Raw genomic sequence first — 20187 nt, 5'->3', positions numbered from 1 at the left:
CAGCACCAGGTCATAGCCCGCGGCCACTCACGCCGAATCGGCGTCTGTGAGCTCGCCGTCCCCGCTCCTACTCGTCGAAGGCCTTCTCGACGACGGCCGCCAGTTCGGCCGCGCCGGCCCGGAAGTAGCGGCCGGAGGTCTCGATGGAGGCGTGGCCGAGCAGGGCCTGGATCTGGGCGGGGTCGGCGCCACTTTTCCGGAGCCGGGTGGCGTAGGTGTGGCGCAGCCGGTGCGGGCGCAGGCCGGGCAGACCGGCGTCGGCGCCGACGGCGAGCACGACCTGGGTGAGCCCGGAGACGGTGAGCCGGCCGCGCTGGCCGATCCAGAGCGGGCCGGCTTCGCGGCCGCGTTCGTCGAGCCAGGCGCGGACTGCCTTGCGGCCGTCCTGGGGCACGTCGACGTACCGGATCTCGTCGCCTTTGCCGTGCAGCCGCAACTGGCCAGTCCGCTCGGTGACGGCGACATCGTCGAGATCGAGGCGGGCGAGTTCCTCGACGCGGGCACCGGTGGTGCGCAGCAGCTCGATGATCGCGTGGTCGCGGGCGCCGCGGCGGCGGGCCGCGCGCTGCACCCGGCTTTCCTCGGCCGGAGTGAGCGCGTCCGGGGCGCCGGGCCGCGGGACCCGGGCCCGGTCAACGGCCAGGCGCAGCCCGGCCCCGTGCTCGTAGAGCTGGTCGACGGCGGCCAGGGCCTGGTTGATGGTCGGGGCCGCGCGGCGGTCCGCGGTCAGCCGGCGGCGCCAGGCGGTGACCGCGGCCTCGGCGCCGACGACGTCGGCGAAGGCGTCCGCGTGCTCGCCGGCGTTCTCGGCCAGCCAAGCGACGTAGGCCCGCCCGTAGCGGCGGTACGCGCGCTTGGTGTGGTCGGAGAGTTTGCACCGGTCGAGGTAGCGCTCGACGGTGGCCAGGGCCTGCCCGGCCCGCTCGCCGACCTCCGCGCCGGGGCGCAGCGCGATAACCTCGGCGCTCATCCGCCTGCTCCTGTTCCCCCGCGGTAGGTGTCGGTGAGCGCGGTCTGGGCGGCCGAGGTGCGCCCCATCTGCTCGATCAGGACTCCGGTGTTGTCCAGCCCGGCACCGATCAGGGCCTGCATCTCGGCGATCCCGGTGTCGGCGACCCGGTCCGCCTCGGCCTGGAGCTCACGCAGCCGATCGGCGGCCGCGAGGATCTGCGCGGCGGAGCCGTCGCGCCGGGCCCGGGTCAGCCGGCCACGGGCGGCCACCACGCGCCGGTACGCGGCCTTCTGCCGTGCGGCGAGCTCGGCGATTCGGGCGGCCCGGGTGACGTCCTCGGCGTCGGTGACCGCGGCGAGGTCCCAGAACTTCGCCCGCTCGGCGTCGGCGGGTGCGCGCAGCTGCTGCGGGTCGGCGGGGCCGGTCATGCGCGGCCCTGCCGGATCTCGCGCTCGGCCAGGACCATGCTGACCGCGCTTTCCAGCGTCGCGCAGGTCGGGCAGTTCGCGGTCGTGCAGTCGGTGTGCGCCGGGGCCAGGTGCAGCAGGGCGCTGACCAGGTTGCCGTGCACGAGCGCCTGCACCTCCGCGTGCCCCCGCGCCGCCTCGATCCGGCTGAGCGCTTCCAAGCGCCCCTGCACCTTCTCGGCGGTGGCGTAGCGGTCGGCGATCGCGGCCCACTCCGGGGTGAGCCCGGCGGTGTCGACGATCCCCGCCAGGCTGGCGGGCCCGGCAATGCGGGGCTGCGGCGCGGGATCGGCCGCGGCCGGCTCGGCGGGCGGAACGAGCGCGAGGTGTCCTCGGCTTCCCGGGGCGTGGCTGGGCGGTGGCGCGTCGCTCATCCCGTTCTCCTTCTTATCCGCTGAGTTCCGGTCCGGGACTCGATCCCGCTCCGCCGTCATTATCCACTGAGATCGTACGTCACTCAGCGGATAATGCACCTTATCGACTGAGTGACCTTGTAGGCGGGTCGGCGTGACCGCGGGCGGCACGACGGTTGAATAGCCCGTGAAAAGTCGAACCGTCGCCCTCGCCGGCGTACTGCTCGCCCTAGCCGCGGCCGCCATCGGTTGCGAGCCGGCCTCCTACGCGACGCGGATGAAGTTCCTGGACGAGATGGCCGCCAAGGGCATCGAGTACCGAACCCAGCTCCACGCGCAGCGCACATCGCCCGATGAGGCGGCATGCACGATCGGCTGGCGGCTGCTGGACGCCGACGCCCCCTCCGACGAGGAAGGCGACTTCCGCTCGGAACAGTGGAGGGCCGAGGTGAAGGAGGCGTACGTCAAGAGCTGCATGACGGGTGAGCCGCTGCCCAAGCCGGACCCGTCCGGGGTCAAGGCCCGCACCCCGGTCCCGATCACCTCGGCCGTTCCCCGCCCGCGCCCCTGACCGCCTGCACCGGCTGCCACGGGGATCAGCGCTCGCGCTCGCCCCAGCCAGATCGGCCAAAGATCGTCTTCGAGACTGATGGTTCGTGACTCGAGTCGGCTGCACGATGCGACGGAACGGCCACACGTGCCCCCGCACGATTGATCTACTCAGGTGGAGGGCTCCGCAACCACGAAAGGCGTAGCGGTGACAACACCACCATTTGCCGGCGAACAAAGGTTCGGCCCCTACTGCGGGTGCCGCTACGCCGGACGAGTCGGACGCCCCGACGAGGCCGAGGTGTGGCTGCTCTACGACGGTCAACCGCACCCGACGGCTGGTCCTTCCGTCGTCGGCGACGATCAACCGCCCCCGGCGGGTCTTCCAGTCGTCGGCGTCCTTTACAACCGACCTGCCGCATTCCATGACGCCAACCGGACTGATCGTTGGCTCGCTCGCCCGCATGGACCAGGTCACAAGGGGACTGAGGTTGAAGGTCTGACGGAGGTACAGGCCGCCGAGAACCTGTGGCTGACCATCACGCCCGGCGCCAACCAAGAAACGCTTGCCCAAGCTTCAGCGCGCCCACTCACTTGCGGCGGTGGATGCGCTCCTCCCCCGTAGCCGACTTATCGAACGCGACGACGCCGAGCCGGCGCGCTGACCGAAGGCGTCGCGGTCCCCCCGCTCGCTCCGGCGAACCGGCATCCCCAGGTCGTGGGCTGCCTATCCTCACCGTGCCGGCGTCGCTACCCTGGCAAGATGGCAGACAGCACCACGCCCAGCAGCCAAGAGTCCGCGGCGGAACGGCTCGCCCGGGCGCTCGGGGTGCCCGCGCCGGAGCCGTTGACCGGGGTGCAGGAGCGCGCCTACCGGGAGTGGATGCGCCGCGGTGACGAGTTGGCCGACGCCGTCTACACCGGCCGCACCCCCCACGCCGCGTGACCGCGGGCCGTCATTCGCCCCGGATCCTCGACGCCAGCGCGCTGGTCGAGCTGATGCACGGGCACCCGACGATGATGCGGCTGGTCTCCGACGCCGACGCCGGGCAGGCCCCGCTGGTCGTGACGGCCCTGGCCGCGCTCGAGGCCCAGGCGGCGATCCAGGTCGAGCCGGCACTGTGGGAGCACATCCTCGGGCTGCGCGGGCTAATCGACATGGCCCTGTCCCCGCGCACCGCGGTGGACGTCGCCGCGCTGGCCGGCCCGCTATTGGAAGGCCACCCACGGCACCTCCCGCTGTACGGGGCGCAGATGGTGGCCGAGGTCGTGCACGCAGCCCAGCAGAGCACCGGCGTCGTCGTGACCCGCGGCCCCGAGGCATACCGCGGATTCCCGGTGCCGGTCACCGAACTGCCCGACCTGCCCCTGCCGTAGCCGGGGTCTCGGCCTTCCGAAGGTTCGATCGGGGTTCGCCGAGGGCGAGCGCGAGGTTTCGAATAGGCAGGAACATTGCGCATTATCTTGGGAGCGTTCCCGAATCGAGATTCCCGCGACACGCCCGGCTCGGGCCGGGGAAACGGTGTTCAACACGAACGCCCAACCGCACGAAACCACTACATGGTGCAGTTATTTGATCACGGAAGCCGCCTCAAAAGGGCCACTAGTGTCCTATATGACCTTCTTGGTGCTTTCGGTAACTATGTCAGCTTTCGAGCCGCTCGAACGCGTGTTCTGGCAGAGCGTTTAACGTCTCCAATTTCACCGGCCTCACTCGCGATTAGGTACGCGCTATCGACAGCGGGAGCAATACGTCCATTACAGCATTGCTGATGTTTTCTTCACCCGAAAGTGTTTTACGAAGGATTTAGGTGGCCTCGCGGCTCGACCGGAAATACTCAAAGGAGAGCGTCAACAGTTTGTGCACGCCTCCCAGAATGGCGCGCCTATCCTGTGCGTTTGCTTTGGGATTCCTATCAATGCCCGATCGTGTAGGCGCGACCTAGACAAAGGGGCAGTCCCGGCTCCCCCGAATGAGGGTTTCATCTTTAGTTTTGTTCCCTGACGTTTCGCATCGTTTCGTCACGGGATGATCGTCATGTTAGAAGATCCCCAGCTCGGAGCCCTGGGCAAGCCTTTCGGGGTTGAGCGTTGTTTCGTGGCGCTGGTGTACGCGTGCCGTACGCGTGGATCCTCTCGTTAGCGCCAACGAGGACGACCAGCCAGGCGGCATCCCGCAAGGATTGATCATCTGGCGGGAAGCATCGCTATCCGGTAACCTCGACCAATGCCGAGGTCATCTGATTTCGGCGGCCGATCTTGTGTCTAGACGATCCCTGGGCCGATCGGAAGGTATGACCGGAAAGAGCTGTGGTAGGCAACTTTCCGGGAGACGGTAAGGGGCTGGCAGGGCATCACTGATGTCCACGCCGGCCCCTTATTTCGTTTAACCTCTCGCACCGCGCGCATTCACTCGCCCGTAGGACAAGTTCTGCGCCCCCGCACGGCGCCCCAGCCAGATCGTGCAACTTGCACAGACTCTCACGTTTCCTTGATCTTCAAAGTGCCGGTACTAGTTGTTGGTTTCTGTCGTAGCCATGCGGCAGAATGTCCAACCGGCGCTGCTGCCTTGCCTACCACCAGGGCTCAGCGTCGCTATTTCGCTATTGCTGAGCTTCGGCCCAGGGATCCCACTAAACACAAGAAAGGTAGACACCGCCATGTCCCTGCAGATCGAGCCGGTCCCGTACCGGCAGTCCGACCCCTCCCCCGGCCCGGCCGAGCGGCGCACCCGGCGGCGGATCGTCATCTTCGTCGTCGTGGTCATCCTCGGTGGGGTCCTGGTCGGCACCGGCCGCGACCTCGAGGCCGTCGTGCTCACCCTGCTCGGGGTGGGCCTGGCCGGCGCGACCATCGCCCGCTGGGTGATCGACGACGTGGCTCTGCCGGGCGTCGGCTCGCTCGACTGGGGCCAGCGCGCGTGACCGACTATCAGGCCACGCCTGACGATGAGCGGCTCGGTGGCGCACGCCACCGGGCCGCCCAGCGCGCCGAGATGCCCCGCGCCGTGCGGCGGGGCAGCGAGGCCGTCCGTCGGCGTCATGGTGTCCCCGAGGGGCAGACGGTCTTCGACTTCGTCGCGGACATCGAACGGGACGAGATCGACCGGCGGCTCGCCGAGCTGCGTGCGCGTGAGATCCACGCGGCGAACGTCGAGGCGCACATCCGGATGCTGGAGGACCGCGCACGCCAGGCGAGCGTCGAAGCCCGGCGGGCCGAGCTCCGGCTCTCCGAAACCCGCGACGCGCTCAACCGCGATGCGGCGGCACGGCAAGCCGCCGCGGGCTCGGCCCCGCCTCGCGCCGATCGTGTGCAGTCCGCGGCCGTCCGCGATCACGAGTTGGCCCGGATGAAGGCCAAGCTGATGAACGGCGAGGCCGCCGGCGCCGAGCTCGCCGAACGGCTGCGCTTCGCCCACGTTCAGGCGGGCAAGCAGTCCCTGGACGCCCTCGGCGCCGCCGTGGGCTACAGCAAGGCCACCCTGTCCAAGGTCCTCAACGGCAAGATGTCCCCGGCCTGGGCGCTCGTGCGCAAGCTCGCCGCCGAGTTCAAGGTGCCGCTGTCGGTCCTCAACCAGGAGTGGCATCCGCTGTGGATCGCCGCCGACATGCACCGCCAGCAGAACCGCGGCCAGCTCGCCGAGACCGCGGAGATCCCGCGCACCGGCACCGTGCCCGCCAGCCCCGGCCAGGCCGGGCACACCTGCCCGAAATGCGGCGCCTGGGTCGTCGACAGCCCCATGCACGCCGGCTGGCACATGACCATGGAGCCCGGCGGCGAGGCGCCGGACGCCGAGTCGATGGACGAGGCCTGGAACCACCAGTCCCAGGGGTTCAACCTCCTGCGCGAAGCCCTCGGCACCGACCGGGATCTCTAGCCCCGGCAACCGGTTCGGAACCCATCTCTCGGCAGATGCCTCGATCGAGGGCGCCTGCCGAGAGATGGGGGCCCCATGCTCGGCAGGCGCCGGGCAGGCCCAGCGGGACGTTTTTGTCAGACCCGCGTGCCACGATCTTGAACATTCGAGCAGCTACAACCCGTAAGGAGGCCGCCATGGCCACAGGAGACATTCACACCAGCAAGCAGGGCGACAAGTGGGTCAACCGGGTGGAGGGCAACGAACGCGCCTCCAACACCGCGCCCACCAAAGCCGAGGCCCAGGCCAAGGGCAAGGACATGGCCATCCAGCGGGGAACCGAGCACGTCGTGCACAAGCAGGACGGCACCATCGGCGAACGCAACACCTACCCTCGCAGCCGCGATCCCCGCAGCTCGAAGGGCTAACCCTCCCTGCCCGGCGCTCACCCGCGGCCCGGCCTCCTCCTGGCCACGGTCACGTCCCCGGACCGACCCAGGCCTGCGGGTGAGCGCATCGCGGTGGTGTTCGGCCTGCCGGCTGCGCCGGGCTACGGTCACTTGATGATCAACCCCGGAAGTCAGCCCGTCGACGGCGCCCGCGAGGAACTCGCCGCGGCGAGCCTCGCCGCGTTCCTGGTCGAGCTGCGCGAGCAGGCCGCGCTCGAGCGCGAGACGCGCGGCGCCGGCGGCGAGGTCGGTGAGCCGGTCCGCGACAGCACCGCCGACCGGGACGGGCGCTTCGGCTGGACGATCACCGTGAACGGCCAGCCCGTGCAGGTCCTCATGCCCGGCCTGGAGGAGGCTGTGCTGCGCGGGCTCGACGCCCAGACGCCCTGCCTGCTGATCAACAGAGAGGCCCGCTGGTGGAGCAGCGCGGTGTACGCGGCAGCCGCCCTCCCCCGCCCCGACCGGTAACCCCCTCGGATCTGCGCAGGTCGGCGGTGCGCGGCCGATTTCTGTCATACCCACACGGAATGATCAACGGCATGACGGAACGACACAACATCTGGCTGATGCGCGACGAGTCGGCGCAGCAGGCCCACGGCGCCGTTCGCGCCGACACGATCACCGAGATCACCACCCAGGAGTACAACGAGCTGCGGCTTCTGCGGGTGAGCACCACGAGCGGGAACGCCAGCCTCGGATACTGCGACCCCGAGCACCACGATCACTTCGTGAACGGGCTGCTGACCACGCTGCGGCAGGCCGAGGAGTCCAAGGCCCACTTCGTGGTGATCGCCGCGATCCCGCCCAACGAGCAGGACGGCACCGACCAGAACTTCTGGTCGGTGTTCGAGAACGAGTGGCCCATCCCGCGGCAACCGGTCCCGGCCGCCCGCACCAACACCTGGTGAGCCCCGGCGCCAGCCAGCGCGGGGGCAAAGCAGACGGGCCTCGGCCGGGTTTCCGGCCGAGGCCGTCTCGAGTTTCTGGCCGTAGTGCCCTGCCATTCGCACGCGGGAGAGGACTATCCACCCCGTATCGGTGGCGGTAGCGTCGCCGCCTGTGACGGATCAAACCGGGCCGATACGCAAACAGGACGACGTTCTGGCCGAACTGGGACTGCTGGCGCCGGCCGAGATGCGGCTGCGCACGGCTGAACACGACCAGCCGGTGCTACATGCGCTGTGCATGGCGTTGCAGGCCTGGGACCACGTGGACCGCCGGGACTGGCGGACCCGGCAGCAGATAGTGGCCGCGGCCCGACAGATGGCCGCGGCGGGCACCGTCCCGAACGTGGAGATCACCGACGCCGCGGTCGGCGAGGCGTTGGCCGCAGCGGCCGCCGAACCCATGCTGATCGAAACCGACGGGCACGGCCGGTACCGGTCGGCGGCCACCGACCCCGAGTTCGACGTGTTCGGCGTCGGGCTCAGCGCCTACCTGGACACCATGCGGGCGCGCGCCGGCGAGCCCCGCCGGTTGTCGCCGTTGGAGGCCGTGCACGCCGGTAACGAGCACCACTGGCATGAGCCGGCCGACCTCGACGCGGCGCAGGCCTGCTACCAGCGGGCTGTCGACAGCGGCGATCCCGACGCGGCCGCGTTCGGCCAGGCCGGTCTGGCCACCCTGGCCGAGACCCGCGGGCATCTGGACGAGGCGGCCGAACGGCACCATGCGGTGTTCGAACAGGGCCACCCGCCGGTGGCGGCGCGCTCCGGGCAGTGGCTGGCCGCACGCGCGTACGACGCCGGTGACCACCAGACGGCGCAGGAGATCACCGACCGGCTCATCGCCGGCGATCCCGACGACGGGGTGCTCACCGACGCCTGGAGCCTGCGCTCGGTCATCGCCTGGTCAACGGGGCGGCACCCGGAGGCGGTGACCGCGATGCGCACCGCGATCGAGCACGCCGGCCCGCTGGCCCACCGGCTGTGGGAGCGGCTGGCCCGCATGCACGCCACGATGGGCGACTTCTCCGCCGCGGCCGACGCCCAGGCCCACGTCATCGCCTCCGCGTTCCAGGGCGACGACGCGGTCGGTGTCTACCTGCAACTGATGCAAGCCGCCGACCGGCTCGGCGAGGCCCCGGCGATCCTGACCGGCCTGGCCGAGGACACCACGATCGTCCACAGCGGCCGGCTGCGCGTCGGGGTCGCGTCGGCGTATGCGCTGCTCGGCGACGACGCCGCCGCACACACCGCCCTCGACGCCGCCCGGGCGCACTGGTCGGCCCACACGCCTGACGTCGCGGCCCGCATCGATCTGCTGGCGGCGTTGCTGGCGGTGGCCGAACGCGACGACGAGCACGCCGCCCAGCTGCTGAGCTCGCTGGTCGACGGCGACGACGAGCGCAGGAAGATAGCGCGGCCGTTACTGCTGGCCGCCGGCGACAGCTTCGCCGCGCTGAACCGGCCCGCCGCGTTCGAGGGAGCGCGGCCGCTACTGGAGTTCGTGCGCGACAACGGATCGCCACAGGCCGCAGGCTGGGCCGAGAGCCAACTCGCCGTCCTGAACTCCCCCACAGAGCGGTCCTGAACCGCGCGGCCGCGGTGCCGAGGACTCCGCGGCCGCGGGGGCGGCTATGTCCTGCGGGGCGGGATGGGCACGGCCATGCTGACCGCGTCGTTCCACCACCAGGCGCTGCCGTTGACGAACAGGCACGGCGCGGACACCTCGGTGTCTCGCAGGCGGACCAACTCGACGCCGGGCATCAGGATGACCTGATCGCGGCCGTTGACGGGCAAGACCCATCCGAACCGGCCGTCGATGTCGGCCGCGGCATCGCGCACGGGATGACCGACCTCCGGGGTGTAGCCGCGGACGTCGCTCTCGATGCGGGCGCGGTCGCGTACCGCTTCCACGAAGACCGCCATGTTGGCGGCCGCGAGCTCCAGAGCGCCCGCTTCCACCGCCTGCATGCCCGGGATGATCAGTTGCACGCCGTGAGCCGGAGCCTCGGCAGTGGGGACCGGACTCGGGGAAGCCTGCGGCTTAGTGGTCTGCGGCGCGATCCCGAGCGGCTGGGCCGGGCGGAACTTCTCGGTGAGGTAAGCCAGGTCGGCGGTGGAGCGTTTGGTGGCTTTCTGCTCGCAGACGCGGGTTCCCCCGGAGCGGCTGGCCGCGGGTGGGCGGGGCCGTTCAGCGGCCTCTACGCTGCCGCCACGCTCGCCGACCACGTCGTTGTAGACGGTGGTCGGAATCCAGGTGGTCCGTTGCCCGCCGACCCGGTAGGGCCGCCACCGGTCGGTGAGGATGCCTTCGAGCAGGTGGTCCAGGTCGGGGCTGGAGCCGCAGGGGAAGCGGGCGTCAGGGTCCGGCCGGTAGGCGTGCGGGTTCAACGTCGGGTATAGGTGCAACCGGCCGCATGGCTCGAGCCGCTCGGTGATGGGGCAGCGTGTGCTGCCGCCGCGCCACATGTCGGACCAGCCGCATCGCTGTGTCTCGAACACCGTCCAGCCGGAGATCACGTTCAGCTGCGGCGTCCGGTCGTGCCGATACAGGCGGTAGTCGTCGAGCGCCGGCACAGCAAGGTGGGGTACCTGGCGCAGGAACGCGACATCGGCGGAGTCGCGGTCGGTGGTCCAGACGACGCGGTCCCCCGCGGCGGCGAGGGCGTTCTGGCGGCGGTTCACGGCCGTGGGAGTGAGGGTGGTGTGCTGGATCTCCCCCGCCACCGTCAGCCGGGCTCCTACCGCGAGCACGTCTGGTCGGCGTTTGGCGCGGGGGCGCCACGCCTCGACTTTGACCTCCGTCGCGCCGGCGGCGGTCCAGGTGGCGGCCTCGCGGTCTTTCAGGGCCTTGTGGATGTTGCTCTCGGGAGTGTGCTCGGCGTGGGGGGAGCGGCCGTCCTCGTGTCGAAACACCGGATGGTGCGGGCCTTCGACGAACGTCATCCACACCGGCGCAGGCGGCAGTCCTTGGTCGGCGCGAAGACGCATGCACAGCAGACAGAGCAGCTTCTGCCCGCTGATGCCGTGGGGCCGGTCGTTGGCCACCCGCTCTCGCAGGCCGGGCAGCTCAGGGTGCCCAAAGCCGGGCAGACGAGGCTGGAGCTCGATGCCGGCGGGAACGTAGTACACCCCATCAGCGAAGGCGTACGGATCGATATCCCAGGTGCTGTTCGGTCCAGGAATGGGGGTGTAGGTGGGGGGTGAGGCCACTGAGGTGGATCTCCTTCAGGGTGGACGCTGTGCACCCGCACGGATGTGCGAGCGAAGCAAACGCTGCTCCCACCCCGAAGACCTGAAGGATCACGATCGGGGAAGGCATCTGCCGCTACCGGTCGCCCCTGCGATAAGGTCGGACTTGCTGAAGATCGACCTGCCTCGTGCGGGAGCACGGCCTCGTGAGCGCCAACTCACGGGGCCGATTGCATTTGCGGACCTGACTCTAGCCAGCGGCTCCGACAAGAACGAGGGGGAAACGCGTGTCACTCGGCGAATGGCTCGATCATCACAGATGCGGCCTTGAGCCACGCCGTCGCGTCTTCTGCCGGGAGCTTCGCGTACTCGATCGAGAACCTCACCTCAAGCGCCTGGTCGTAGGGCGCGGTCGCCGCTGCGCGGGTGCGCGTGGCGAAGGTGCTTCGCAAAGCCGTTGAGTAACGGCAGCAGCCCCGACGAGGGACGCGAGATCAGTGTCACGGGCGTTCGAGACCAGTTCACCCATGCCGCTGTCGTCGAGTACGTCGAGCATCCAGTCGGCGATGAACGCGGTCGCCCTCGCGGGGCACGGTGGTGATCACGAGCCGGTCGACCCGGCGCATCACGGTCTGCCAGTTGACGCTCTCGACGTTGTTGCCGGTGTCGATACAGATCACGTCGTTGAGGCCTGACCGCCATCCCGTCGAGCCCTTCGCTGGTCGGCCCCGGGCCAGGCGGTCCGTCGCTGGCCATGCCGCCGGGGAACCGGACGACGCCCGCCCCCGTGGCGCGGGTCGGGCTATCGGGCGAGGAGGCCTTCGGAGGGTGGCGCCACCGCGGCGGTGATACCAGGCCCTCGGTGACGCAACGGACGGTACTGCGGTGTCGGCGGGACCTTCGTGTTTTCATGCCAGGCGACGGTCCGTAGGCGCCCTCATGACGCCCGAGGCCGAGTTGTGGCATACGTCACAGACGATCGGTTGGGGGTTTTCAGCGCATGAAACGCATAGGCGAGGGACATGCCCTCGTATGACAGCGCGGAACCGAAGGGCAGGGCGGATCTTTCTGATTCCCCTGCAGAAGTCAGTCTATTCGACGCCAACACCCGGGCCGTCGACACCATCGGCGACTTGCTGGAGCAAGTTTCCGGCGACGTCGAGCGTGAGTCGACGCCCGAACGTGAGCGTGCGGAATCCCGGCTCGCCGATCACCGCCTGATCGAGCAGGTCCGCTACGAGATGACGCAGGAGCGCCCCCAGCGTGTCGTCGACGTCGACGGCCAGGACGTCGTTGTCACGTGGGAGGGCTTCGCATACCACCAGCTCTTCGACGACCTGTGGCTATACGCGTTGCCGGTGGTCAAGGCGTTCCTAAAGAAGAACCACATGGGTCGGCTGCTGCAGCGCTACGTCCCCGAACGCGGCTTCACCATGCGCGCCGAGGACATGGTCGTATTGGCGCACTCCTCCGACGAGCGAACCGAACTGGCGCTGGACATCATCGCCAAGGCGATCGAGGTCTTTCGGAAGAAGGCCATCACCCCCGGTAAACACGAGTGGAAGCCGTCCCTGCGCGGGGCCTCCCTGCGCACCTACTTCATCGGTGCCTGCGCCCTGGTCTATCCGCGGGCGTACGAGAAGTGGTCCAAGACCCGAAAGGGCAAGCTCGACCTGGTCGCCAGCCACTACGACATCAACTTCGAAAGCATCGGCGGGGTCATCGCCCGCGACCTGGCCGACCCCGCGGCCGTAGCCGGCATCCGCGTCGACCTCAAGCGGCTCATCAACGTGGCCACGCCCACCACCAAGCTCATCCTCGGGCTTCTCGCCCAGGACCTGACCCAGGTGCAGATCGCCGACGAGCTCGGCCTCAGCGTGAAGGCGGTCAACAGCCGCCTGGCGCACTTCCGCAAACGCGTCGCCGAACCAATCCGCCCCGAGCACGGACGCACACCCGTCCGCTCAACAAGGACCCCTCGGTCCAGCGGACTCCGCGCCTCAAGCCAACTCCACCCGATCCACCCCTCGAACAGTCAGGACGCGGCATGAAAGCGCCCACGCTCGTCGGCGGGTCCGTGGTCACTAGCGTGGTCGGCGGCATCTCACAGCTGGCCGGTGCGCCATGGGGAGCGGTGGTGACGATCGCCATCATCGGTCTGCTGTGCACTCTCATCCTGGGCCTCGTCCAGACCGTTATCCCCCAGGAATCGCACGACAAGGTGGAGTTCTGGGACAAGGTCTTCGCGTACCTGGAACGCCGCCGTACCGCGGTACCTACGAAGAAGACACGCCCGCGTCGAGCCATCCTGGCCTCGCCCGAGCACGACGCCGCCGTCGTAGCCCCACCGCGTTCAACGCCCACAAGCGAGCAGAGGCCAGCGTGCTCGCCGGCGCGCTCACCATGAGGCGAACGCGCCGGCTGCGGGAGGGAGCGGCTGCTGGCACGCTCGCCCACCGATGACGAGGGAACAAAACGTAAGTCGCCGTGTAAAATATTTGTACGGCACCTTACGTTCTTCGGATGGATATGAGCGCCGTCTCGCCGGTCTTCCGCGAGCTCGTCGACCGCTACGGGCCGCCGGTGGATGTGGAGGACGCCCGCGCGCGCTGGTCGGAGCTGGTGAGCGCGGCGTTCGCCAGCGAGATCGTGCTGATCACCAGAGAGCGGTGGGAGTGGGCCGCGCTGGTGCCGGTAAGCGAGATCGCCGCCCTCTCCCCCGCACTGCCGGTGTGGTCGGTGTCCACCGCGCGCCCAAGCTCGGACACCTGGTGCGCGCGGTGTTCGACAGCGCCCAGCTGCTCACCCGGCACCGGCGGCAGGTCGCCGCGCTGATCAACCCGCTCGACCTGCTCGGCCGACCGGAACCCGCCGAGCGGCTCGCCGCGGAGGATCTGCTGCGCGCCGGCCATCGCCTCGAGATCACCGTCGAGCTGGGCCGGCCCGGCCGGGCCGGCGAGTACGGCGTCGTGGAGGAACCCGTCGGCGAGCGCTTCCAGGTCACCGCGATCGACCATCGCGGCCGTACCGTCGCCGAGGCCGACGGCGCCTCCATCGCCGAAACGCTGCTGCGCCTGGCCCCGCCGGCCGGGGAGTACGTCACCGAAGCGCCGTTCTGACCGGCACGCGCCTGCGGCCGTAGGCCGGGCCCTTGAGCGCGAGACGGGTGACGGGCTGCCCCGATCAGGCAACCGGCACGGTAACGTCGGGGCCAGCGAGTCGTTGCACTCGATAAGTACGCAGCGGAGCGGGCCCGCTGCAACGGACCCGCTCCTTCAGGCGGGCATGGTCAGAGGTTCAGCACCCGGTCGACCATGTCGCCCATCTCCGCGTAAACGCTCATCACCGCCTCGGTGATGAGCGTTTCGTGCTTCCGGACCGCCTGGTACAACGCGGCCGCCTGGGTGATCCAGGTGATCGCCTGCGTCAGCGTTCCGGGCGCTGTGCGGAGTCTTCTCCAGATCCGGCGGGGCCGGCCGGCGGGGCCGGGCCGACATGATCCGCACGGATCATCCGTTGACGTGCACACGGTGGATTCCGCTCTCCTCTCACTCGATGGACAGCGGCTACAGCCGCCCGGGCGGGCTGCACCACCTCCGGGCCACCACGCACCGGAACCGTCCTGATCGAGGAGCCGCGGAATCGCCTGTCGCCTCACCTCCTTCCGCCTCGGCGTCCGGCGCGGCGAACGCCGCGCCGTCATGTCCTCAGTGGAGCCGTCGCCTGCGGCCGGGGTGCGACCCCACGGTGGACATGAATGCCCCTGACTATCTCGCTGAGCGTGGAAGATCGCAGCGGACCGCTTGTACGTTTCGCGTTTTCACCGGATCGGGGGACACATGGGACAGGGTGCGACACGGTGCGACAACATGGGTCGATGGACGCCGCCCTCTCCCCTGCACCGGTGGTCCTGCCGGACCCGCGCCTGGTCACCACGGTCGCCGATCTGGGCGAACAGCTGCACCGGCTCCGGCTGGCCGCCTCGCGCCCCGCACCGACCGACAACCCGCTGACGCTGCGCGAGCTGGCCGTGCTGACCGGACTGCCCCACACGACCCTCGGTAACGCCGAATCGGGGCGGGTCCTGCCCCGCGTCGAGGTGGTCTACCGGGTCGCCAAGGCCTGCGGGGTGCCGCCAGAACAACTGTCCTGGTGGACCCAGGCCCGCAACCGGGCCGCCGGCCAGAAACGCCGAAAGGTCCACGCGACCGCCCCGCTCCCCCGCCCGTCGCCGGCCGACGACGGTGACGCCTTGACCGTCCGCGGGTCCTCGGCCGCCGATGAGGAGCCGGTGACGCCCGAGCAGCTGCTGCAGGAACTCGGCGGGGTCGGCGTCGAACGGGCCGCTGAACAGTTGAGCACCCGCCACCCGGAGTCGGTGGCCGTCTTCCTCGGCCAACTGCACCCCGGCCTGGTGGCCAACGTGCTCGCCACCATGGACCCGGTCATCGCCACCGGACATCTCAGCCGCCTGCAGCCCGACCACGTCGCGGCCTGTCTCAATGAGATGAGTCCGATGGCCGTGGCCCGGCTGCTGGCGCTACGACCGGTCGCCGACGCCGCCGGCTACCTAAGCCTGATGCGCCCGGACAACGCCACGGCCGCGCTGCTCACCATGCCCACCGACGCCCTCGGCCAGCGCCTGGCCCATCTGAACTTCGACCTCGCACGGCAGATCGTGCACGGCATGCCGGCCCCCCAGCGCATGGCCCTGCTGACCGGGTCACCGCTGCCCGAGGCGGTGTTCGCCGAGATCCTGTTCAGCGTCAGCCTGCCCGAGACCATCACCTTCCTCGCGACCGCACCCACCACCACGGCCGCCCGAGCGCTGACCGTTCTGTCAGCCGACCTCGCCGCCGGCCTGCTCAACGCCCTGCACCCGCCCCGGGCCGCGAAACTGCTCTCCGCGATGCCCGCCGAGCAAGCCACCGCCCGGCTGATGCAGATGACCGGCGAACAGGCCGCCGTGCTGCTCGGCCTCCTGCCGTTGCGGACCGTCGGCGCGATACTGGCCCACCTGCCGCTACCGACCGCGGCCCGGCTGCTGGCCTGGGTGCCGGCCGATCGCCGCGAGCCGGTGCTCCAGCACACCCGGGCCGAGCGAGCGGTCGAGATCCGCTGGCACACGCAGAGGCGCAGCTACCAGCTCTGGCTTCGGCGGCTGCACGCCGGCGTAGCCCAGGGCGAACCGCCCACTCTCGCTGAAATGGCCGCGCCTGAATCCCCGCCACCGCTCAACCTCACGACACCGAGAGACTGAGCCTTTCTCCTCCAGGGCGACGGCTGTCCCCTCGACTACCGCCTCTCGGACGTGAAGCCCACCGTCGCCGTCGGCCTGTCCGTCCGGCCGTGGCGGCCGATCGGGGCGGCACGCCGTTTACGCGGTAAACGCTCTGATCCCTCCCGCCACGGTTGCGAGCGTTGGCGCGACGGGGTGATCTGGAGTCGCAGCTCCAGAATGTGGCGACCCGGTCCCGGCCCCACCGTTGCGTGGTAAACGCGGGCGCGCCGCCGCGAGCTGTCGTTTACGCGGTAAACGCTCGCCTCAGCGGTGCACGGTGGCGCCCATGGCGTCGGCGCGGCGGCGGTCAGGTCAGCCACGTGCAGAACGTCTTGTGTCGGCGGTGAGCAGGTCGACGACGCGGTTGCGGCTCAGGTCATCCGGTATTGCCGCCCCTGCTTCCTAGGGCCTCGGAGCACGCGATCGCCGGGTGCCTCGAACCCGGGATGACGTCCAACGCCTCGGCTCGACGGCACACTGACCCCTCGCACGAAGCGGGCTCTCCCTTCCCGGGGAGAGCCCGCTTCATCGCTTGCGGCCAAGCTGGCGTGGCACTACCGCCCGCTGTCTCAGGAACGGTTATGAGGCGTTGACCTCGGCCACGAACTCCGCCCACTTCGCAGGTGGCATCCTGTCCCGCAGTACGTGGACGATGTCGGCGGCGGGAACATCGACTCGAAGGAGAACGGCTCCTCCCTGCCCGCCATGGTCGCGGCCAGCGGGCTGAGAGGGTACGGCCGCTGGCCCGCCGGTCGCCGACCCGGCTGCTGCTGCGGCGCCGCGCCGCGTTTCGCCGTTGGCCACCTGTGCGCCCGGCCGGTTGGCGGCAACGGCCGGTGACAGGTCCGCGTCTTGTTTACGCGGTAAACGCTCCTTGGCTTCGTCGTCACGTTTACGCGGTAAACGCTCTGCGTCACGCAGCGCCTCCCAGAGCTCCCATTGGCGGCCCGCTGAGACGCTGGCGTCGTCCTCGTCCCCGACCTCGCGGCGGATCGCTTTGAGCAGTTCCCGGGCTTGCGTGACGGTCATGCTGCCCGGGGCGTCACTCGCCAGCTCGGCTTGCAGCCGCTCGGAGAGGTTGAGCAAGTCGAGCCGCTGCCCGACCCAGCCCTTCGTCCGCCCGTTGAGCAGTTCCCCGATCTCGGCATACGAGTCGCCGGTAGCGTCCCGCAGCGTCTTGATCTGGTGTGCTTCCTCCAGCGGGGTGAGGTCGAGGCGTTCGATGTTCTCCACGATTGTCAGGCGCAGGAAGGTCTCGCGCGTCATGCCTGGCTTGATTGAGATGTCCATGCGGGCCAGGCCGGCGACCTCAGCGGCCGCCCGGCGGCGGCCGCCGCCGATCACGACGTAACGGGCGGCCCCGATCACCGCGGCGTACTTGTCGAAGCCCTCCCACGACAGGAAGTCGGCACGCGGTACTACGGGGATTCCTTGGAGCTGGCCGTCCTTCTTCAACGACTTTGCCAGCTGCTGAATGTCGGCGGACTTCGGGTTGATCTTGCGGGCGTTCAGCGGGTTCGGTGCGATCTCCTTGGTGTCCGCGACGTGCTGGGCGTAGCTCGGCATGGAGGCCTCGGCCGTCTTGACGATCGAGTTCCCCGCCGCGGCGAACGCGTTGCCGAGGTTGATCCCAGGCTTACGGGGCCGGGTGGTCACGCCGGAATCTCCGCCACGTACGGGCCGGTGATGTTGAGCTCGAGCCCCAGGTGCTCCATGTCTTGCCGTGCCTGCATCGAGATTCGGTTGGTCGGCAGGTCGACGTGGGTCAGCCCTACGATCGGGCTCCGCGCAATGATCTTGTATTTGCGTACGACCGTCGAGCACAGGGGCCAGCCCTGCTGCGTCACCCAGGCGGCGACCTCCCGCAGATCGGGGCTTTCGGCGCCGTCACGCGGGTCGAAGATCGTCAGGCAGAGCCGGAACGGGCGGCCCCGGTCGATCACGGCGAGGACCGTGCGGGCGGTCGGCTCCAAACTGAGCCCTTCGGGAGACAGGGGTACGAGGACGTCCGTGCACAGGTCCAGCGCCCGGCTGAGGATGTCGCCGGCACCGAAGCCCATGGTTCCGGCGCTGTCGATGATGATCGTTCGCCGGTCTCGGCCTTCTTCGCCGGTGATGACCTTCTCCAGCTCGTCGGCGTCGCTGACCTGCAGATAGTCGAAGTGGCGGTTGCCGGACTGCTCTTCGGACCGCTTCACCCAGACGTAGGCGCTCATCTGCGGGTCGGCGGAGATGAGCAGGACGGGCAGCTTCGCCGGCTGGCTGATCTTGTGGCGGCCGGCAAGCGCGGTGGCGGCAACGGCGGCCAAGCCGACGGCGGTGGTGGTTTTACCCACTCCGCCCTTCTCGTTCATGATCAACAGGACGCGTACGGGCATGGTGCTCCCTCGATTCGCGGGGCCGACAGGGGCCGGCACCGGTACTGGTCGAGCGTTTACCGCGTAAACGCTCGACCCGATGGTCCCATGAGCACCACGGGGGAGTGGGCACCCGACACACGGGGTAGCCCGCCCTCTCGCTCAGCCAGTTCGGCCGAATATTTGCTACCTATCACTACCAGGCCGAACGTGCGCGAGAGCGCAACGCGACAAGGGAGCGGCGCTCAGGACTGTCGGCGCGGAGTTGCTCGACGACGGCTTCGGCTCGGGCGGCGCGCTGCAGCGCTTCGGACAGTTGGGTCCGGGCGATTCGGCGGTGATGGCCCGGGTGAGCGCAGCGTCGCGTTAGGCGACGGCGTGGGCTTCGCCGGCGGCGGCCTGGTCGCGCTCGCAGCGACCGTGGTCAGCGATGACACCTCCCAGGCCAGCCGAAACGCGGGTGCAGCCGAGGTCAGTCCGGCTGATCGCCGACGTGATTACTCGCGGCGTAGAGCAGCTGCAAGGCGTAGGCCTGCGCGGCCAGGGCGTTGCGGGCCAGCTGCATCTCGTCTGCGGTCAGGCCGCCGGCGAGTTCGGCGTGCTGGATCGAGTCGAGCAGGTGTTCGCGGGCGTTTTCGCCGCGGCGCACGGTGGCGGCGAGCTCGCCGCGGAAGGAGCGGCCGAACTCGGCGGCGGCGCGCAGGGCCTCCTGTACGCCTTCACGCCGTTCGGAGTCGGTGTAGCCGTCGTAGGGATCGTTTTCCCAAGACACTGCCTGGCTGGGCAGCACGTCGGTCGTCGCGGCCGGCCGACGCCGCGGGCTCCCGTGAACGGGACAGGCGTGGCGGGTGGCGGGAGCGTTGTCGTGCGGGCCGGTACAGCCAAACGCGGCCAGCACAACCGAGCGTACGAAGTCGTTGAGGCCTGGGGCGCGGGTGTCGGCGATGCGGCTGGCACGGTCGGCGATCCGGTCGGGCAGGGATTCTTGCGCGCTCACGCCCGCGAATGTACGCGATAGGCGGAGGACGTGGCCTAGTCGTCCTCGTCGTCGCGGAAGCGTTCACCGGCGGCGAACCGGTCGAGCTTGTCGAGCATTGCGTGGGCGGCTGAGCGGGCCTGGGCCGCGGTTTGGGCGGTGACGGAAAGCTCGTAGCGTTCCCCGGCGGCACGAGTCTGCCGGCTGCGACTGGCGGCGGCACGGGCGGCGGCACGCGCGGCGGCACGGGCGGGGGAGTCGGGCGGGGCTTGCCGGGCCGCGGTGCGTTGGGCGTCCCAGGTCGCCGCGCGGGCCTGCGCGTGGCTCTCCTGGCGTTGCGCGGCGACGCCCATGGCGCGGCGCATCTCGCTCCAGCCGCCGGGCATGATGTCGTCGTCCTGGTCGCGGTCGGCCCAGCGCCATTCGCGGAGCCGGCGCCGGACGCGGTAGAGCAGTTGTTTGCGCGGCAGCCGGTCGGTCCAGCCGCTGTCGGGGTGAGGGCTGCCGTTGGGTAGCTGGTTGAGGGCGTGGATCACGTCGCGTACGCACCAGCCGCCGTTGAAGTAAGGGCGCAGCACCTCGTAGAGGTCCTCGGGGTCGACGATCCCGTCCTGGGAGTGCCGCAGCCCGATGATCATGCGCTGCAGGACGCGGATCGCCGCGGTGGCCTCGTCATGCCCGGACGGCGCTTGCCGCGGGTCGAACTCGAAAGCACCGGCGTCAGACAGGGCGCCGCAGCGCTGGCATTGCCAGAACGGGCCCCTCGGCGTACGGGCAAGATGCCACATATCCGGCACGGTGCGTGCCCAGC

23 protein-coding genes and 1 pseudogene are annotated in these 20187 nt (G+C 69.8%); 14 read left to right on the top strand and 10 right to left on the bottom strand.

Translation table 11 applies throughout. The annotated features are described in order from the left end of the window. Positions 1-67 precede the first annotated feature (67 nt). From CRP55_RS48405 to CRP55_RS48395, 3 genes are read right to left on the bottom strand one after another with little or no spacing between them, the layout of a single operon-like run. Positions 68-970: a tyrosine-type recombinase/integrase gene (locus CRP55_RS48405; RefSeq protein WP_097328874.1), complete on the bottom strand. Its 903-nt coding sequence runs from the start codon at positions 968-970 to the stop codon at positions 68-70. Next, complete coding sequence (locus CRP55_RS48400) at positions 967-1380, bottom strand: hypothetical protein (protein ID WP_097328873.1); 414 nt, start codon at positions 1378-1380, stop codon at positions 967-969. The genes CRP55_RS48405 and CRP55_RS48400 overlap by 4 nt, the downstream gene beginning before the upstream one ends. Further along, positions 1377-1793: a hypothetical protein gene (locus CRP55_RS48395; protein ID WP_097328872.1), complete on the bottom strand. Its 417-nt coding sequence runs from the start codon at positions 1791-1793 to the stop codon at positions 1377-1379. Before CRP55_RS48395 ends, CRP55_RS48400 begins: the two co-directional genes overlap by 4 nt. A 166-nt stretch (positions 1794-1959) precedes the next feature. Here CRP55_RS48395 and CRP55_RS48390 point away from each other — a divergent pair, with 166 nt between their 5' ends. The 9 genes from CRP55_RS48390 (at position 1960) to CRP55_RS48350 (ending at position 9158) form a co-directional block, all read left to right on the top strand. Continuing rightward, complete coding sequence (locus CRP55_RS48390) at positions 1960-2343, top strand: hypothetical protein (protein WP_097328871.1); 384 nt, start codon at positions 1960-1962, stop codon at positions 2341-2343. A 741-nt stretch (positions 2344-3084) separates the two neighbouring features. Further along, positions 3085-3267 carry a hypothetical protein gene (locus CRP55_RS48385; protein WP_097328870.1) on the top strand — a complete coding sequence of 61 codons (183 nt, stop codon included), beginning with the start codon at positions 3085-3087 and terminating at the stop codon, positions 3265-3267. Next, the gene (locus tag CRP55_RS48380) at positions 3264-3698 is read left to right on the top strand and encodes a hypothetical protein (RefSeq protein ID WP_097328869.1); all 435 of its coding nucleotides are present in this window, start codon (positions 3264-3266) and stop codon (positions 3696-3698) included. Before CRP55_RS48385 ends, CRP55_RS48380 begins: the two co-directional genes overlap by 4 nt. Before the next feature lie 1283 nt (positions 3699-4981). After that, positions 4982-5245 (top strand): hypothetical protein, encoded by a 264-nt coding sequence (locus CRP55_RS48375; RefSeq protein WP_097328868.1) that lies wholly within the window; start codon positions 4982-4984, stop codon positions 5243-5245. Next, the gene (locus CRP55_RS48370; protein WP_097328867.1) at positions 5242-6198 is read left to right on the top strand and encodes a helix-turn-helix domain-containing protein; all 957 of its coding nucleotides are present in this window, start codon (positions 5242-5244) and stop codon (positions 6196-6198) included. Before CRP55_RS48375 ends, CRP55_RS48370 begins: the two co-directional genes overlap by 4 nt. A 176-nt stretch (positions 6199-6374) precedes the next feature. Further along, positions 6375-6605 (top strand): DUF2188 domain-containing protein, encoded by a 231-nt coding sequence (locus CRP55_RS48365; RefSeq protein ID WP_097328866.1) that lies wholly within the window; start codon positions 6375-6377, stop codon positions 6603-6605. A 135-nt stretch (positions 6606-6740) separates the two neighbouring features. Beyond that, positions 6741-7094 carry a hypothetical protein gene (locus tag CRP55_RS48360; protein ID WP_143235483.1) on the top strand — a complete coding sequence of 118 codons (354 nt, stop codon included), beginning with the start codon at positions 6741-6743 and terminating at the stop codon, positions 7092-7094. A gap of 71 nt (positions 7095-7165) precedes the next feature. Further along, positions 7166-7534 (top strand): hypothetical protein, encoded by a 369-nt coding sequence (locus tag CRP55_RS48355; RefSeq protein WP_143235481.1) that lies wholly within the window; start codon positions 7166-7168, stop codon positions 7532-7534. A 151-nt stretch (positions 7535-7685) separates the two neighbouring features. Beyond that, positions 7686-9158, top strand: coding sequence for a tetratricopeptide repeat protein (locus tag CRP55_RS48350; protein WP_097328863.1), 1473 nt, complete (start codon positions 7686-7688; stop codon positions 9156-9158). A 44-nt stretch (positions 9159-9202) separates the two neighbouring features. Here CRP55_RS48350 and CRP55_RS48345 read toward each other — a convergent pair whose 3' ends face one another. Both CRP55_RS48345 and CRP55_RS48340 read right to left on the bottom strand, forming a co-directional pair. Beyond that, a complete protein-coding gene (locus CRP55_RS48345; RefSeq protein ID WP_097328862.1) occupies positions 9203-10702 on the bottom strand; it encodes a competence protein CoiA family protein in 1500 nt (499 codons plus the stop codon). A gap of 350 nt (positions 10703-11052) precedes the next feature. Beyond that, a pseudogene (locus CRP55_RS48340) lies at positions 11053-11448 on the bottom strand (MinD/ParA family ATP-binding protein); the annotation flags it as partial. Between the two features lie 336 nt (positions 11449-11784). Here CRP55_RS48340 and CRP55_RS48335 point away from each other — a divergent pair. From CRP55_RS48335 to CRP55_RS48320, 4 genes are all read left to right on the top strand, one after another. Further along, entirely contained in the window at positions 11785-12813 is a 1029-nt protein-coding gene (locus CRP55_RS48335) for a helix-turn-helix domain-containing protein (RefSeq protein ID WP_143235477.1), read from the top strand. After that, a complete protein-coding gene (locus tag CRP55_RS48330) occupies positions 12810-13169 on the top strand; it encodes a hypothetical protein (RefSeq protein WP_143235475.1) in 360 nt (119 codons plus the stop codon). The genes CRP55_RS48335 and CRP55_RS48330 overlap by 4 nt, the downstream gene beginning before the upstream one ends. A 116-nt stretch (positions 13170-13285) precedes the next feature. After that, positions 13286-13597 carry a hypothetical protein gene (locus CRP55_RS48325; RefSeq protein WP_143235473.1) on the top strand — a complete coding sequence of 104 codons (312 nt, stop codon included), beginning with the start codon at positions 13286-13288 and terminating at the stop codon, positions 13595-13597. Further along, a complete protein-coding gene (locus CRP55_RS48320) occupies positions 13543-13881 on the top strand; it encodes a hypothetical protein (RefSeq protein ID WP_143235471.1) in 339 nt (112 codons plus the stop codon). Before CRP55_RS48325 ends, CRP55_RS48320 begins: the two co-directional genes overlap by 55 nt. A 170-nt stretch (positions 13882-14051) precedes the next feature. Here the strand turns inward: CRP55_RS48320 and CRP55_RS52610 are convergent, their stop codons facing one another. Next, positions 14052-14291 (bottom strand): hypothetical protein, encoded by a 240-nt coding sequence (locus CRP55_RS52610; RefSeq protein WP_143235469.1) that lies wholly within the window; start codon positions 14289-14291, stop codon positions 14052-14054. A gap of 348 nt (positions 14292-14639) precedes the next feature. Here CRP55_RS52610 and CRP55_RS48315 point away from each other — a divergent pair, with 348 nt between their 5' ends. Then, positions 14640-16022: a magnesium transporter MgtE N-terminal domain-containing protein gene (locus CRP55_RS48315; RefSeq protein ID WP_179855681.1), complete on the top strand. Its 1383-nt coding sequence runs from the start codon at positions 14640-14642 to the stop codon at positions 16020-16022. Positions 16023-16622: 600 nt separating this feature from the next. Here CRP55_RS48315 and CRP55_RS48310 read toward each other — a convergent pair. The 4 genes from CRP55_RS48310 to CRP55_RS53715 form a co-directional block, all read right to left on the bottom strand. After that, positions 16623-17699: a ParB/RepB/Spo0J family partition protein gene (locus CRP55_RS48310; RefSeq protein ID WP_097328856.1), complete on the bottom strand. Its 1077-nt coding sequence runs from the start codon at positions 17697-17699 to the stop codon at positions 16623-16625. Further along, complete coding sequence (locus tag CRP55_RS48305) at positions 17696-18421, bottom strand: ParA family protein (RefSeq protein WP_097328855.1); 726 nt, start codon at positions 18419-18421, stop codon at positions 17696-17698. Before CRP55_RS48305 ends, CRP55_RS48310 begins: the two co-directional genes overlap by 4 nt. A gap of 451 nt (positions 18422-18872) precedes the next feature. Beyond that, entirely contained in the window at positions 18873-19397 is a 525-nt protein-coding gene (locus CRP55_RS48300) for a hypothetical protein (RefSeq protein ID WP_097328854.1), read from the bottom strand. Between the two features lie 35 nt (positions 19398-19432). Beyond that, positions 19433-20164 carry a hypothetical protein gene (locus CRP55_RS53715; protein ID WP_097328853.1) on the bottom strand — a complete coding sequence of 244 codons (732 nt, stop codon included), beginning with the start codon at positions 20162-20164 and terminating at the stop codon, positions 19433-19435. Positions 20165-20187 lie beyond the last annotated feature (23 nt).

Source organism: Paractinoplanes atraurantiacus (assembly GCF_900215205.1).
Taxonomy (GTDB): Bacteria; Actinomycetota; Actinomycetes; order Mycobacteriales; family Micromonosporaceae; genus Actinoplanes; species Actinoplanes atraurantiacus.
Note: the sequence above shows the minus strand (reverse complement) of the source record. Positions and strands in the feature narration are given on the sequence as shown.